16 protein-coding genes are annotated in these 13638 nt (G+C 64.0%); 6 read left to right on the top strand and 10 right to left on the bottom strand.

The features are described 5' to 3' along the window. Positions 1 to 4: 4 nt before the first annotated feature. The 5 genes from NA2_RS01675 to NA2_RS01695 are packed head-to-tail and all read right to left on the bottom strand — an operon-like array spanning position 5 to position 3906. On the bottom strand, positions 5 to 565 hold the full coding sequence (locus NA2_RS01675) for an NADPH-dependent FMN reductase (RefSeq protein WP_008593468.1): 561 nt from the start codon (positions 563 to 565) through the stop codon (positions 5 to 7). Continuing rightward, the gene (locus NA2_RS01680; RefSeq protein WP_008593469.1) at positions 562 to 1329 is read right to left on the bottom strand and encodes an ABC transporter permease; all 768 of its coding nucleotides are present in this window, start codon (positions 1327 to 1329) and stop codon (positions 562 to 564) included. Before NA2_RS01680 ends, NA2_RS01675 begins: the two co-directional genes overlap by 4 nt. Beyond that, entirely contained in the window at positions 1326 to 2129 is an 804-nt protein-coding gene (locus tag NA2_RS01685) for an ABC transporter ATP-binding protein (RefSeq protein ID WP_008593470.1), read from the bottom strand. Before NA2_RS01685 ends, NA2_RS01680 begins: the two co-directional genes overlap by 4 nt. Next, entirely contained in the window at positions 2126 to 2944 is an 819-nt protein-coding gene (locus NA2_RS01690; protein ID WP_008593471.1) for an ABC transporter permease, read from the bottom strand. Before NA2_RS01690 ends, NA2_RS01685 begins: the two co-directional genes overlap by 4 nt. After that, positions 2941 to 3906, bottom strand: coding sequence for an ABC transporter substrate-binding protein (locus NA2_RS01695; RefSeq protein WP_157188102.1), 966 nt, complete (start codon positions 3904 to 3906; stop codon positions 2941 to 2943). Before NA2_RS01695 ends, NA2_RS01690 begins: the two co-directional genes overlap by 4 nt. A gap of 213 nt (positions 3907 to 4119) precedes the next feature. On the opposite strand from NA2_RS01695, the gene NA2_RS01700 reads away from it, so the two are divergent. Next, positions 4120 to 4788, top strand: coding sequence for a GntR family transcriptional regulator (locus tag NA2_RS01700; RefSeq protein WP_040676442.1), 669 nt, complete (start codon positions 4120 to 4122; stop codon positions 4786 to 4788). Between the two features lie 83 nt (positions 4789 to 4871). Here NA2_RS01700 and NA2_RS01705 read toward each other — a convergent pair whose 3' ends face one another. The 3 genes from NA2_RS01705 to NA2_RS01715 are packed head-to-tail and all read right to left on the bottom strand — an operon-like array spanning position 4872 to position 7491. Beyond that, positions 4872 to 5639: an ABC transporter permease gene (locus NA2_RS01705; RefSeq protein WP_008593479.1), complete on the bottom strand. Its 768-nt coding sequence runs from the start codon at positions 5637 to 5639 to the stop codon at positions 4872 to 4874. Next, on the bottom strand, positions 5636 to 6454 hold the full coding sequence (locus tag NA2_RS01710; protein WP_202803223.1) for an ABC transporter ATP-binding protein: 819 nt from the start codon (positions 6452 to 6454) through the stop codon (positions 5636 to 5638). Before NA2_RS01710 ends, NA2_RS01705 begins: the two co-directional genes overlap by 4 nt. A gap of 11 nt (positions 6455 to 6465) precedes the next feature. Further along, entirely contained in the window at positions 6466 to 7491 is a 1026-nt protein-coding gene (locus NA2_RS01715) for an ABC transporter substrate-binding protein (protein ID WP_008593483.1), read from the bottom strand. A 173-nt stretch (positions 7492 to 7664) separates the two neighbouring features. On the opposite strand from NA2_RS01715, the gene NA2_RS01720 reads away from it, so the two are divergent. The 5 genes from NA2_RS01720 to NA2_RS01740 are packed head-to-tail and all read left to right on the top strand — an operon-like array spanning position 7665 to position 11852. Then, positions 7665 to 8726 carry an Ldh family oxidoreductase gene (locus NA2_RS01720; protein ID WP_008593485.1) on the top strand — a complete coding sequence of 354 codons (1062 nt, stop codon included), beginning with the start codon at positions 7665 to 7667 and terminating at the stop codon, positions 8724 to 8726. 16 nt (positions 8727 to 8742) lie between these two features. After that, the gene (locus NA2_RS01725) at positions 8743 to 9144 is read left to right on the top strand and encodes a RidA family protein (protein ID WP_008593487.1); all 402 of its coding nucleotides are present in this window, start codon (positions 8743 to 8745) and stop codon (positions 9142 to 9144) included. Positions 9145 to 9148: 4 nt separating this feature from the next. Beyond that, positions 9149 to 10039 carry a fumarylacetoacetate hydrolase family protein gene (locus tag NA2_RS01730; protein WP_008593489.1) on the top strand — a complete coding sequence of 297 codons (891 nt, stop codon included), beginning with the start codon at positions 9149 to 9151 and terminating at the stop codon, positions 10037 to 10039. Positions 10040 to 10074: 35 nt separating this feature from the next. After that, entirely contained in the window at positions 10075 to 10860 is a 786-nt protein-coding gene (locus NA2_RS22210) for a cupin domain-containing protein (protein ID WP_008593491.1), read from the top strand. Further along, on the top strand, positions 10857 to 11852 hold the full coding sequence (locus tag NA2_RS01740) for an amidohydrolase family protein (RefSeq protein WP_008593492.1): 996 nt from the start codon (positions 10857 to 10859) through the stop codon (positions 11850 to 11852). Before NA2_RS22210 ends, NA2_RS01740 begins: the two co-directional genes overlap by 4 nt. Before the next feature lie 139 nt (positions 11853 to 11991). Here the strand turns inward: NA2_RS01740 and NA2_RS01745 are convergent, their stop codons facing one another. Next, positions 11992 to 12825 (bottom strand): HpcH/HpaI aldolase/citrate lyase family protein, encoded by an 834-nt coding sequence (locus NA2_RS01745; protein ID WP_008593494.1) that lies wholly within the window; start codon positions 12823 to 12825, stop codon positions 11992 to 11994. Between the two features lie 28 nt (positions 12826 to 12853). Next, the gene (locus NA2_RS01750; protein WP_008593497.1) at positions 12854 to 13594 is read right to left on the bottom strand and encodes a GntR family transcriptional regulator; all 741 of its coding nucleotides are present in this window, start codon (positions 13592 to 13594) and stop codon (positions 12854 to 12856) included. Positions 13595 to 13638: the final 44 nt, after the last annotated feature.

A 13638-nucleotide genomic window follows, 5' to 3' on the forward strand; every position in this document is an offset into this window, starting at 1 on the left:
GCGGTCAGGTGCGCCCGTTGGCGCTTGCGACCAGGACGGAAAAACGCCTCATGAAATCCGCGAGCAGGCGCTCGAAATCAGGATCGAGGACTTCTCCGGTCTCTGTGAGAAGCGCGTCGGTGACCTTCACGTAGAGCTCGGGCTGGGGAAGCGTGACGACATCGAGATGCATCAGGACGGTGCGCAGATGGGTTTGGGCGACCGCCGTGCCAAGCGCGCCCACCGACGCTCCCGCCACCGCCGCCATCTTGCCGCGCCAGACGCTGGCGCCGTAGGGCCGCGATCCCCAGTCCAGGGCGTTCTTCAGGGCGGAGGGGACGGAGCGGTTGTATTCCGGCGTGACGAACAGCAGCGCGTCGGCTTCCTGGACCTGTGCTTTCAGCCGCTTCACTGCTGGCGGCAGGTCCTGATCGAGATCACGGTTGTAGAGCGGCAGGTAGTCGATGTTCACCGTCGAGAACGAGAAGAGGTCGCGTCCCGCCGCCTGCAGGGCGAGGCTCAGCCTCCGGTTGATCGAGCGTGCGCTCAGGCTGCCGACGAAGACGGCGACGTTCGGCCGTGTCATTTGCGGCGCTCCGTCAGGACGAGGCGGCCGAGCAGCGTCACCGCACCGACCCATATGGCTGCATAGAGGACGATGAGCAGGATCACGGCGTAGAGCTGGTCCATGGAGAAGACGGTGCCGTATTTCTTGACCAGCCCACCCATGCCCATGATGGCGATCAGCACCTCGCCATTGATCAGGCCCTTGATGCCGCGCGCTACCCCGAGGCGCAGCCCGGCGAGGAAGTAGGGCGCGCCGGCGGGCAGGCGGATTTCGCCCAGGATGCGCCAGCGACCGGCGCCGAACGACCGCGCCATCTCCAGGAGGGCAGGATCCGTCGAGCGGACGGCGGTCGCGGCGTTGGTTGCAACGACAAAAATGGAAAAGGCGATGACCGTCGCTATCCTGGTCTCGGATCCGATGCCGAAGATCATCATGAACACCGGCACGAAGGCGATCATCGGGGCCGAGAGGCCGGCCTTGATGAAGGGGCCGAGGGCCACGTCGGCGACGCGCGAAAGGCCGATGGCGATGCCGACGGCGCTGCCGACAAACAGGGAGATGGCAAGCCCCGTCAGAAGCGCGATGGTGCTGTCCAGAAGCGGGGCGGTGAGAACGCCGCTGCTCCAGAGGCGGACGAATGCCGCCAGCACGGCGCTGAGCGGCGGGAGCGTCAGGATGTCGGCGCTGCGACCTGCGAACTCCCATACGATGGCCAGCATGGCCAGGGAGATGAGGAACGGCGGATTGAGCCATTGGCCCGCTTGACGCAGAAGGCCGCTCATGACGGCGCGCCCGCACGCTCGTCGGTCATCAGGCCGCGCAGGCGGTCCCAGACGCGCGCCGTAAGCTCGACGAAACGCGGATCGCGGCGCGTCTCCTCGGTGCGCGGGCGCGGCAGGTCTATGTCGATCACGTCGGTGACGTGGCCCGGCCGCGCACCCATGATGACGACGCGGTCGGACAGGAACACCGCCTCGTCCATCGCATGGGTGATGAAGAGGACGGACAGGTCGGTTTGCGACCACACGTCCAGCAGTTCGGTCTGCAGGATCAGGCGGGTCTGCGCGTCGATGGCGGAAAAGGGTTCGTCCATCAGGAGAACGTTGGGTGAAACGGCCAGCGCGCGCGCCAGGCCGACCCGCTGCTGCATCCCGCCGGAAAGCTCGCCGGGATAGGCGTTTGCGAAATCCGCGAGACCGACGGTTTCCAGAAGGTTCCGGGCCTTCGCGTGGCGCGCCGCCTTGGTTTCGCCGCGCATCTTCAGGCCGAAAGCGGCATTGTCGAGCACGGTCATCCAGGGCAGCAGCGCGAAGGACTGAAAGACCGTCGCGCGCTCGGGACCAGGCCCCGATACCGGCGCGCCCATGACACTGATGCTGCCCTCGTCCCAGTCAAGAATGCCTCCGACCATTTTCAGCATCGTCGTCTTGCCGCAGCCGCTTGGGCCGATGATCGAAACGAACTCGCCCCGTTCGACGGCGAGGTTCACCTTGTCCAGCGCGCGGGTTCTGCGCCCATCGGCGGAGACGAAGAATTTTGATACGTCCTGGACGGCGATGGCGGGAGTGGCGTTGGCGTTCATTTGGTAAGGCTCCAGCGGTTGAGACGCCGCTCCAGCATTTCGACAAGACTGAGCAGGCAGAGTCCGATGAGGACGATTGTCATTGCGACGGCGAGCACGGCCGCAACCTTGAAGCGTCCCTGCAGTTCGGCGATCAGGCTGCCGACGCCGGCGCCGACGATAGTGAGTTCGGCCACCACCATGCCGATCAGCGCCTGGCCGAGCGCCAATCGGGCACCCGTCATGATCCCCGGCACCGCTGCGGGCAGCACGACCTGGGTCAGGATCGCAAGGCGGCGGGCGCCGAAGCTGGCCGCCATCTCGATCAGCTCGGGTTTCACCCGGCGCACGGCGATGGCGCTGTTGATGACCACGTAGGAAATGCCGAACAGCACGATGACGGTCACACGGGCCGCGAAGGTCAGGCCAAGCAGCGCCTGGACCACCGGCACGATGGCGATGATCGGCACGGCGACGAGAAAGGTGAAATACGGCGACACCGTGCGGTCGACCAAAGGGAAGCGCGCGATCAGGATGCCGAGCGGCACTCCGATGCCGATGATGATGGCGAAGCCGGCGAGAAGCGCCTGCCCGGTGACGAGCAGCCCGAGCGGCAGGCGCCCGTCGGCCATCAGCTCGATGAAGGCCTGAAAGGTGCGCGTCGCGGTCGGAAAGAGGAGGGCGACGCTGTCGTCACCCGCCATTTGCCAGGCAATGAGGACAATGGCCAGGGCGGTTGCCCGCAAGGTCAGCCGCCCCCAGAATGTATCGGTCAGAAGAGCGGCAAGCCGGTGGCCCCGTGCACCGGCTTGCCGCGCGGGCGCGTTGCTCTTCATCTGTCGGCAAGCGCCTTGTCCAGGATGGTCCTGTCGACGACGTCTGCAGCCTTCTTGACCGTTTGGAAGGGCTCGCCGTCATTGTTGAAGAAGTCGATGGTCTCCTGCACGGAGGCCTCCGAAAGCCCGCCGTCGACGGGCCAGATCTTCGCCTTGACGAAGGCATCGACCAGTTGCGGAAGCACCTGCGGGTCGATTTCGTCGAGGAGTTCCAGCCCCTTGTCGGTCAGGATCTGCGGGTTTTCGTAGAGTTCCTGATAGACATCGAGATGGACCTTGACCCAGTCGGTCACGAGCTTCTCATGCGAGGCGATGAAGTCCGGCCGCGCTGCGAAGGCGGCGCGCATGATGGGCATGCTGCTCGTGAAGTCGCTGGTGATCTCGAATTTGCCCGGCATCTTGGCGTTGAGAAGCGTCCAGTCCTGCAGGTCGATGACGCTGGAATCCAGCTGGCCGGCGATAAGCGCGGCGAGGCGGTTTTCCGACCCCTCGATCACGGTGACATTGGCGTTCGTTCCAGGACAGTTCGCCGCCAGATACTGCAGCGCCAACTGGCCGACGAAGGAGCCGACCGAGTGAATGCCCAGCGACTTTCCGTCGAGGGATTCGCAGCTGTTCAGTCCGGTCGTCGAGACAAGCAGGAACTCGTTGGAGTTGCCGGCGAGGAAAAATTTGCTGTCCAGCCCCTGGTCCATGGCGTCGAGGATCTGGGCGATTGCCGAGATGTCGATCGCGCCGGTTGCTGCGGCCTGGAGCTGGTTGCTGTTGCCGCCGAGCTCGACGGCCTTGATGTCATAGCCCTGCTCGGCGAGGCGATCGAGAGCGATTGCGGTCGGCAGGTAGCCGACCGACCAGCCGGAAAACCCGAAGACAGCTTCCGTTTCGGCGGCATGCGCGGCGCCAGCAGTGCCCGCTGCTAGGATCGCGGCCACACAGAGCCCGCGAAGATTGGCAATCTTCATGGTGTTCCCCTCCATTTTCTGGACGTTTCTGGGTGCAGTCTTTGCTCATTTTTTCGACATGTCAATATATTTTCGATTATTTTAAGATATGCCGATTATATGGAATATTACCGCTGGCTATGGCATATCAGGAAGAATGTGTGGAATAGGAAGAAACCGGGTGCGTGCAGAGCGTCCGCACGGAAAGCCTCCTCGTCGGTGAGAGAAACGGCCATGAATTTGCAGATCACGAGAAACGGCACGGTGTTCATACAATTGCGTGAGGACATCGTCATGGGGCGCTTGAGGCCGGGGGAGCGCCTGCGCACCGAGACGTTGCGCCGGCGCTACGATGTGGGCGGAAGCCCGGTGCGGGAAGCCCTGATGCGCCTCGAATCGGAAGGCCTCGTCGAACTCGAGGAGAACAAGGGTTTTCGCGTCGCGACCGTCTCCCAGGCGCAGCTCGACGATCTCACGGCGACGCGCACGGAGATCGAGGGTATCGCCCTGCGCAAGTCGATAGAGCTGGGCGGGGTCGAGTGGGAGGCCAAGCTGGTTAGCGCCATGCACTTTCTCGCGAGCGCGTCCAGGGAGTCCGACCAGGCGCCCTATGACCGCAATGCCGATTGGCTTGCCTATCACCGCGCGTTTCATCGGGCGCTGGTCGAGGGGTGCCAGTCGCCGATCCTGCTCGACATCCGCGAGCGATTGTTCGACCTGGGCGAACGCTACGTCGCACTGTCGATCTCCACGAAGGGCGAGGCGCGCGACCATGTCGCCGAACACCGGGCAATCATGGCGGCGGCGCTGGAGCGCGACGCCGACAAGGCGGTGCGGCTGAACCGCGAGCACATCGAGCGCACAACCGAGAAGCTGAAGCAGCTCGGTGGTTTCGCCGACTAGCCAGGCAGTCGTCGACAGACCCGATTGCGTCGCGCGGTGCGAGCATCCGGCCTGACCCACATTGGCGCGTCAGGCCGTGCGCCTCAGTGTCCGCCGCTGTCTTTCGCCCAGGGCATGGAAAGCCGCTCGACAAGCGCGACGACCCCGAAGAGCGCCATCCCGAGCACGCTCAGCCAGATCAGGGCAGCCCAGGCCAGAGGGCCGTTGAGTTGCGAGTTTGCGGTCAGGAGCAGATTGCCCAGCCCCTCGCTCGAGCCGACGAACTCCCCGATGACGGCGCCGATGACGGTCAGGGTGACGGCCACCTTGGCCCCGGCGAAGACGAAAGGCAGGGCCGAGGGGAACTGCACCTTGTAGAAGATCTGCCAGCGCGTCGCGCGGAGCGACTTGGCGAGTTCCAGCAGTCCCTTGGGTGTTGCGTTCAGTCCCGTCGCGGTATCGACGACGATGGGGAAGAAGGCCACCAGGAAGGCGATCGCCAGCTTCGATTCGATGCCCAGCCCGAACCAGACCAGGATGATCGGCGCCACCGCCACCTTGGGCACGGACTGCATGGCGATTAGGATCGGATAAAGCGTCAGGTTGAGCAGGGTGGAACTGCTCAGCGCGACGGCAATCGGAATGCCGATGGCTATCGCCAGTGCGAAACCCAGAACGCACTCCACCAGCGTCGGCCAGGTATGCCGCATCAGCGTGCCGAAATTCTCCACGGAGGCCAGAAAGATGTCGGATGGACTCGGCAGGACGACGCTGCTGACGGTGAAAAGCTCGGTATAGGCCTGCCAGACGGCGACGATCACGCAAAGCCCGATGAATGGAAAAACTGAACGGTAGTATGCGCCGCTTGTCATCGCACGATCCCCAATAGCCGGCTTGCTTCATGCTCGTAGCGGGTGAACTCCGCGCCGTAGCGCTGCTCGCTCTGGCGGGGATAGGGAAGGGCGATCTGGATGAGGTCGCGGATGGTCGCAGGGCGACGCGAGAAGACGGCCACCGTATCGGACAGGTAGATCGCCTCTGAGATCGAGTGGGTGACGAAGAGCACCGTGACGCCGGTGCGGGCGCGGATGGACAGAAGCAGGTCGTGCATCTCCATCCGCTTCAGCTCGTCGAGCGCGCCGAAGGGCTCGTCCATCAGCAGCAGCTTCGCGTCGTGCACCAGTGCGCGGCATAGGGCGACGCGCTGCTGCATGCCGCCCGACAGCTCGGAGGGATATCGGTCCTCGAAGCCGGCCAGCCCCACCAGTTCGACGAGTTCCCTGGCGCGAGCCACGCCCTGCGGTGTTTTCTCCCGGCGGATCTCGAGCGGGAACAGGATGTTCTCCAGAACGGTCCGCCAGGGCATGAGATTGGGCTGCTGGAAGACGAAGGCGAAGTCCGGATGCGGTTCCGAAACGCTCTTGCCCTCGATCCGGACCTCACCCGAACTGGCGCGTTCTAGACCGGCGACGATGCGCAGGAAGGTCGTCTTTCCGCATCCGCTGGGGCCGAGAAGGCTGATCAACTGCCCCTTTTCCAGGGTCAGCGACAGCTTTTCGATCGCCTTGAGATGGGAACCGTCGCCAAGCGCGAAGCGTTTCTCCACGTCCCGGAACATGCCGAATGGTTCGGGGGAAGGAGCAAGCCCGGCCGGGGCCTGCTCCATGGCGCCATTTGCGTCAGTCACGGCATCTCCCATCAGGGCTTGATTGCGGGATCGGGCAGGAAACCTTCCAGGTAGACCGAACCGGCATCGGGCGGCGTGCCTGAAACACCAACATTCTCGACCACGAAATCCACGCCCGCCTTCATTTTCTCCGGGCTGAACCAGCCAAGGCCATGGTCCTTCACCTCGTCGGTGACGACAAGGTCGCGGACGACGCCGATCTCCGCAAGGACCACGTCGTGCTTCAGGCCATCGACATTCTTCATGATGTCCTCAGCTGCCTTCTCCGGATTGGCGAGGGCAAACTGCCAGCCGCGCAGGGCGGCGCGGACGAAACCCTTGGCGACGTCCGGATTGCCTTCCAGGTAACTGCCGAGAGCGCCGATGCCGTTCGAATAGAGTTCGAGGCCGTTGTCGGCGAGCAGGAAGGTGCGCAACTCCGTGCCGGCTTCCTTGGCGGCTGCCTCCAGCCCCGGCTTGGCCATCACGAAGAATTCGATTGCCGGTACCTGGCCGCTCAGAAGCGCGCTAGCACGGGCGGGCGGCGCAACGTTGACGATTTCGAGAGACTTGCCCGAAAGGCCCTTCTGGCTCATGAAGCCGCCGATCACCTGCGGCGTGATGCTGCCGGCTCCGCTGCCCAGCGACAGCCCCTCCAGTTGTACGGCCTCCTGGACGTCGCCGCCATTAGCGAGCGAGAAGATCGCGTAGGGCGCCTTCTGGTAGTTGACGGCGATCATCCGGATGTCCGTGCCGCCGGCCTGGGCGAGCACAACTCCCGGAAGGTCGACGAAGCCGAACTGCGCCGTGCCCGAGGCAATGGCCTGCATGACCTGCGCGGTTCCCTGCGCCGGGATGATCGAGACGTCGAGGCCTTCCTCCTTGAAAAACCCCTCCTCCAGGGCTGCATACCAGGCTGCGTGGCGACCGAGCGGTATGAAGTCCAGCGAAAACACAACGGGCTTAAGCTCTTCCGCAGCGTGTACGGCCGCCGGCGTCGTGACAAGCATGCTGAGTCCCAGGGACAATCCCAGGACAGTTCCCTTCAGTATGGTCATTTTTATCTCCATCGGTTTCCGGGTCGTGCCCGGACACGCGCTCCCCATCGTCCGAGGGCTCCAACAGAAAATCGAAAAATAATCGACCAGTCAAATGATTTTCGATAATCTTATTGATTGTCGGCATAAAGTTCGATACGCCTCAGTCATCGAGATTGCGCGGAGAGTACCGAATGGCCTTGTTGTTGGATGCGGGAGAGGTGACGGCGGACGTTGCGAGGATCTTCGCCGGTGCGGGGCTTGGGTCGCAGGCTGCTCTGATCGTTGCGGAAAGCCTTGTGGAAGCCGACCGGCTGGGTCTCGCTTCGCACGGGGTGATGCTGGCGGACATGTATGTGGCGCGGCTCAGGGCGGGGTCGGTGTCGCCCGAAACCGCGCCCGCTGTCATCTCGGACAACGGCACCAACATCGTGCTTGATGGACGAAACGGTTTTGGTGTGCTGACCGCCGATCGCGCCATGGAAAGGGCGGTCGACCGGGCGCGCGAGCTGGGCGCGGGTATCGTTGCCGTGCGTCATGCATTTCACTTCGGTGCGGCGCGCCGTTTTGCCTTGGCGGCCGCGGAACGTGGTTGCCTTGGCATCGCCATGTGTAACACGAGGCCCCTGATGCCGGCGCCGGGCGGTGCGGAGCGCGTGGTCGGCAACAATCCGATCGCCATCGCCATGCCGACGGCGGATGCGACGCCTTTCGTGCTGGACATGGCGACGAGCGAGGCGGCCATGGGCAAGATCCGTATGGCGGCGAAGAGCGGCGGCAAGATTCCGGCCACCTGGGCGGTCAGGGCGGACGGGTCCCCGACCACCGATCCGGCCGAGGCGATCAAGGGCATGCTCCTGCCGACGGCAGGCCCTAAGGGGTTCGGTCTGGCGCTGATGATCGACCTGCTGTGCGGTGTGCTTTCAGGGGGCGCCGTCGGGCAGGAGGTCCAGCCGCTCTACGGGGATCCTTCCAGGCCGTATGACTGCTCCCATCTCTTCATCGCGGTGGATGTCGGCCGCTTCGTCGACCCCGCGGATGCGGCAAACCGTGTCCGCGATGCCGCGCAGCGGATCCGTTCCGGCGCGCGGGCGCCCGGCGCTGAGCGCCTCTACACCCCCGGCGAGCCCGAATGGCGGCGCCGCGAGGACCTTGGTTCGCAGGTGGCGGTCGAGCCCAGCGTTCAGGACGCTCTGGCGCGGCTGGCCGACGCCCTGAATGTGGAACTGACCACCATCGGCAAATCGATTGCATAGCAGGAAGGAAAGACAGATGCCCAAACAGGAAATATCCACATCGAACCTGCGCCAGCCCAACGGCCATTTCTCGCAGGCGACGACGATCGAGGCGCAGGGCAAGCTGGTGTTCGTCTCCGGCATGACCGCGCGGCGGCCTGACGGCACCATCGCCGGCATCGGCGATGTGACCGAACAGACCCGGCAGGTCTGCGAGAACATCAAGGCGGCGGTGGAACAGGCCGGCGGTACGCTTGAAGACGTCTGCCGCGTCGACGTCTTCGTCCGCAACATCGAGGATTTCGCCAAGATTCACGCGGTCCGGCGGGAATATTTCAAGTCGCCGCTTCCGGCCTCTACAATGGTGGAAGTGAGCAAGATGGTGTTCCCCGAATACCTGATCGAGATCAATGCCATCGCGGTCGTGCAGGAGGCCTGAGACAATGCTGAAACTGGCTGCGATCACCGTGGACGGCGAGCCGCGCCTGGCCTTCGTCGAAGGTGAGCGATTTCGTCTGCTGCCGCGCAGCATGCCCGACATTCAGGCGGCGATCGTGCAGGGCGCGGAGGCGCTCGAACGCTTGGCCGCGGAGGCGGGGCTCGAGACCATCGGGTTCGACGAGCGTCTCCTGCGTGCGCCGCGTACCGGGACCCAGCGTGACATACTCTGCGCGGGTTGGAACTACTGGGATCACTTCGAGGAAGGCAGGGGGCGCAGGGACGGCCAGGAGGTGGAGCGTCCCGAGCATCCCACCTTCTTCACCAAGGGGCCCGAGACGATGATCGGCCCGCTCGATCCGGTCGCCTTCGATGACAGGATCTCGCAGAAATGGGACTACGAGGTTGAGGTGGCGCTCATCATCGGCAAGGATGGCCGCAACATTCCCGAAGAGCAGGCGCTGGACCATGTTTTCGGCTATTGCCTGGCGAACGACATTTCCCAACGGGACCTGCAGCGCGCCCACGGCGGCCAATGGCTGAAAGGCAAGAGCATCGATGGGACAATGCCCTTCGGTCCGTATGTCACTCTGGCGAAGGGCGTCGATCCTGCGGCCATCGAGATCGAATGCGTGCTGAACGGCGAGACCGTGCAGAGCGCGTCGACACAGCTTATGGCCTTTTCCGTCGCCCGGCTGATCGCGGAGCTCTCTTTCGGCATGACGCTTCGCGCCGGAGACGTGCTCCTGACGGGAACGCCGGCCGGGGTTGGCAATGCGCGCACGCCGCCGCTCTTCCTGAAGGATGGCGACGAAGTCGTGTGCCGCAGTGCGCAGCTCGGCGTATTGCGCAACCGGATCAGCAGGATGGACCTTTCCACGCCGACCGCCCGCTGAAGGCGGCGATCAAGCATGGCATTCTGGAGTTTCACATGACCCAAGACTACGGATTTGCACTCGCCCGTGAACGCGGCATCGCCCTGGGGCCGATCGGCCACCGGATCGTTGAGGAAAACGAGCTGACGCGGGTCTGGGAAGTCAGGCTCGCTCCCGGTGAGGAGCTTGGCTTCCATATCCACTACCATCCCTATTATGTCGTCTCGCTCGGCGGTGGAGACAACGAGATCGAAACGATCTTCGGCAAGACCATCGCCACCCAGGAACCGCTCGGCCACACGGTCTATATCGACGAGAAGCGGGCGATCCACAAACTGACGAACAGGTCCGACCAGACCTATCTGTCGCGCCTGATCGAGTTCAAGGCCGTGCGCTGGACCTATGACGACGATCCGGCGCAGGCAAGGCCCGAAGCGGGAGAACAGACGCCGGAAGGATATGCGGCTGCGTTCAGGGAGATACTCGAGCACACCGCTGACCTGCCCTGGGAACCGAAATCGCTTAAGGGGCTCTACCAGAAGATGCTCTGGCGCGACGAGGAAACCGGCGCGTCCATCGCGCTGATCAAGTTCGACAAGGGCGTGGGGATCCCGAACGCCCATGCGCATGCGTCAAACCAGTTCATGTACTGCCTGTCTGGCAAGTACCGCTATATCCCGACCGGGACGACCCTCGTCGCGGGCTCCTTCTACTGCAATCCGGTCGGCAGTGTGCACGGACCGACGATCGCCGACGAGGCGACGATCTTCCTCGAGATCTATGACGGTCCCCACTATCCCGTGCAGCCGCCGTGGTACACGGACCCGAAGGACGCTACATGAGCTGGCGCGGCGGCTGGGACATCCACACCCATCTCCTGCCCGCCGGTCTGGCCGACATGGCCGGCGACGGGCTGTACGGCATGGCGCTGGGGGATGGATATGTGGAGGTGCACGGATTCAGGTTGCAGCTCAAGGGCATGGGACGCCCCGAGGCGCTTCTGCGGCGTATCGAGGACGACGGTCTCGATGGCGCGGTGGCGGCCATACCGCCGCCGCTCTTCCGTGTGGATCTACCCGCCGGGCAACGGCGCGCCTACGTGGAGCAAATGAACAACGGTCTGATGCAGGCGGTGCTGCCGCATCCCCGCATCAGGGCCATGGCCTATCTGCCGACCGATCTACCTGAACTCGCGCATGAGATCGCGGCGGGTTTGGACGATCGCTGGGCCGGCGTCATCATCGGAACGGACATCGGCACGCACAGCTATGCCGATGCGGCCTATCATCCACTATGGCGAACCCTGTCCGACCGCGGCTTGCCGGTCTTGGTGCATCCGTCCGAATCGAAAGATCCTCGCCTTTCGGCCTTCTACCTGTCCAACCTGCTCGGCAATCCGACCGAGACGGCGATGGCGGCGGCTCAGATGATCTTCGGCGACCTGCCGTCATTGTTTGCCGATCTCAAAGTCATCCTCTCGCATGGTGGCGGCGCGACGGCGGGCCTGATCGGGCGCTGGCAGCGCGGGCTGGAGACGAAGCGCCCCGGCATAGGCGCGCTGGGACTGGCGCCTCGCGACGCGGCGTGCTGGTTCCATGTCGATACCATCGTTCATTCGGCCGCCGTGATGGACCTCCTTCGCGCGACGTTCGGGACGGAAAACATCTTGCTGGGCAGCGACTGGCCTTTCCCCATGGGGACTCCGGATGCCGGTCACGACATCGGCCATCTTGAGCCGGCGATCCAGGCACAAATCGCCAGGCTGAACGTCGAGCGGGTCTTCGGGAATGTCCGCTTCCCTTGGAACGTTTTGCAGTCAGGTGGAATCACTTGACGCCCGCATATACGCGGTAAAACAAAGAGATAGGCCCTTCCAGCGTTTCTGTGAAACGTTGACCCTAGATGGCCCGGCCTGGAGGGTGAGGATCGGAGCTGGCAGCCGAGATCCAGCCGCCGCCGAACCTGGCTTGTACTTATGGAAGGTCGTTTTCAAGAGACGCCTCAGGATCAGGATCTGCTTTGACGTCCTCGAGAATTCTGTAGGCGCGGGTCCGGATTGGCTGGTCGACAAGCTCTCCGTCGAGGGACGCGGCGCCGTCGCCTGTCGAGAGTACGGCACGGGCCCATGCGATTTCGCCCTCGGTCGGTGCGAAACATGCCTTCACATGGGGGGGCTGGCCCGGATGGATGCACAGCTTCCCCCCCATGCCCAGATCGCGGGCGCAGGCGGCATCTGATTTGAGCATCTCTGAGTCGTAGAACGCTGTCGTCACGCCGTCGATCGGTGCGGGGAGACCCGCCAGCCTGGAGGCGACGATAATTTCGCTTCGCGCGGCAAGTAGGGCTTCGGGCACATGCGCACAACCGAGATCGGCGCAGTAATCGACGGAGCCGAATGCCAGGCGGGCGACGCCTGTCGTGGCGGCGATGGCGCGCGCCGCGGCAAGTCCCCTGGCCGACTCGATCAATGCGATCAGGGGCATCTGCGGCAGCGCATCGGCTAACGCTGCGAGTTCGCCCGGCGATTCGGCGAGCGGCAGCATGACCGCCGCAAAGCGATGACCTGAAATGGCAGCCAGATCGGCTTCGTGCCAGGCGCTGCGGGTGCCGTTTATGCGCACCACGAATGGCACAGGACCGGGATCGACGCGCAGAAGCCGGCGCGCCGCTGCCTTATTCTCCGCGGCAACGGCATCCTCCAGATCGAGGATCACGGCATCGGCACCGGAAGCAAGCGCCTTTTCGATCCAGCCGGGCTTGTCGGCGGGAACGAAAAGCGGTGCCCGTATCCGCCCGATGGCGCTCATGCCGTTTCGCTCGGGAAGCCCCGGCTCCCTATTCTTTCTGGCGAAACACCTGCTGATACTGAAAACGGTCGCCGGGATGGGCGCTGCGCGTCACTTCGACCGCCTCTCCGCGCGCATTCAGATAATAGCGTATGATCCACAGGCACGCCGCGCCGGGCCGGGCCGAGAGCAGATCCGCCAGCTTTCTGGATAGGGTGCCGGCGCGGATCTCCTGCCTGACCTCGACGGTTTCCTCGCCGAACTGCGCATTGATCAACCGATAGACCGCGTCGCCGACGCGGCCTTCCAGGCCCCGGACGGTCCTGAACGCGGGCGGCAGGAAAATCTCCGTAAAACAGATCGGTTTGTCGTTGTTCCCGGGGGCGCGTCGAATTGCTTCGATCTGCAGCCACTCCTGCCCCTTGCTGGCCTGGAGGAATTCGCGCAGGTCTTCCGTTTCGACCTTCACGGGGCGCGAGGCGATCACATGCAGTTCGGTATCCGCGGCATACTGGAGAATATCCGATACCTGCTCGAGCCCCTGCCGGTACACCGCACCGGTTTCGAGGGAGATCAGGCGGGTTCCCACGCCGGGCTGCCGGGTCACCATCCCCATTTGCGTCATCTGTCGCAGTGCCTGCCGGACGGTGAACCGGCTGGCCCCGAACTCGGTGCAAAGCGCGTGCTCCGTGGGCAGCAGATCCCCGACCTTGTATTTGCCGTCTCTGATGTCGTTCAACAGCGCTTGCGCAAGCTGCTTGTACCGGGGTTGCTGTCCGATAAGATCCATCGTCCGAAGGTCTCATTTGGTTGGCGGTGCAATAACACGGTCCT

This window comes from Nitratireductor pacificus pht-3B, from assembly GCF_000300335.1.
Classification (GTDB): Bacteria; Pseudomonadota; Alphaproteobacteria; order Rhizobiales; family Rhizobiaceae; genus Nitratireductor; species Nitratireductor pacificus.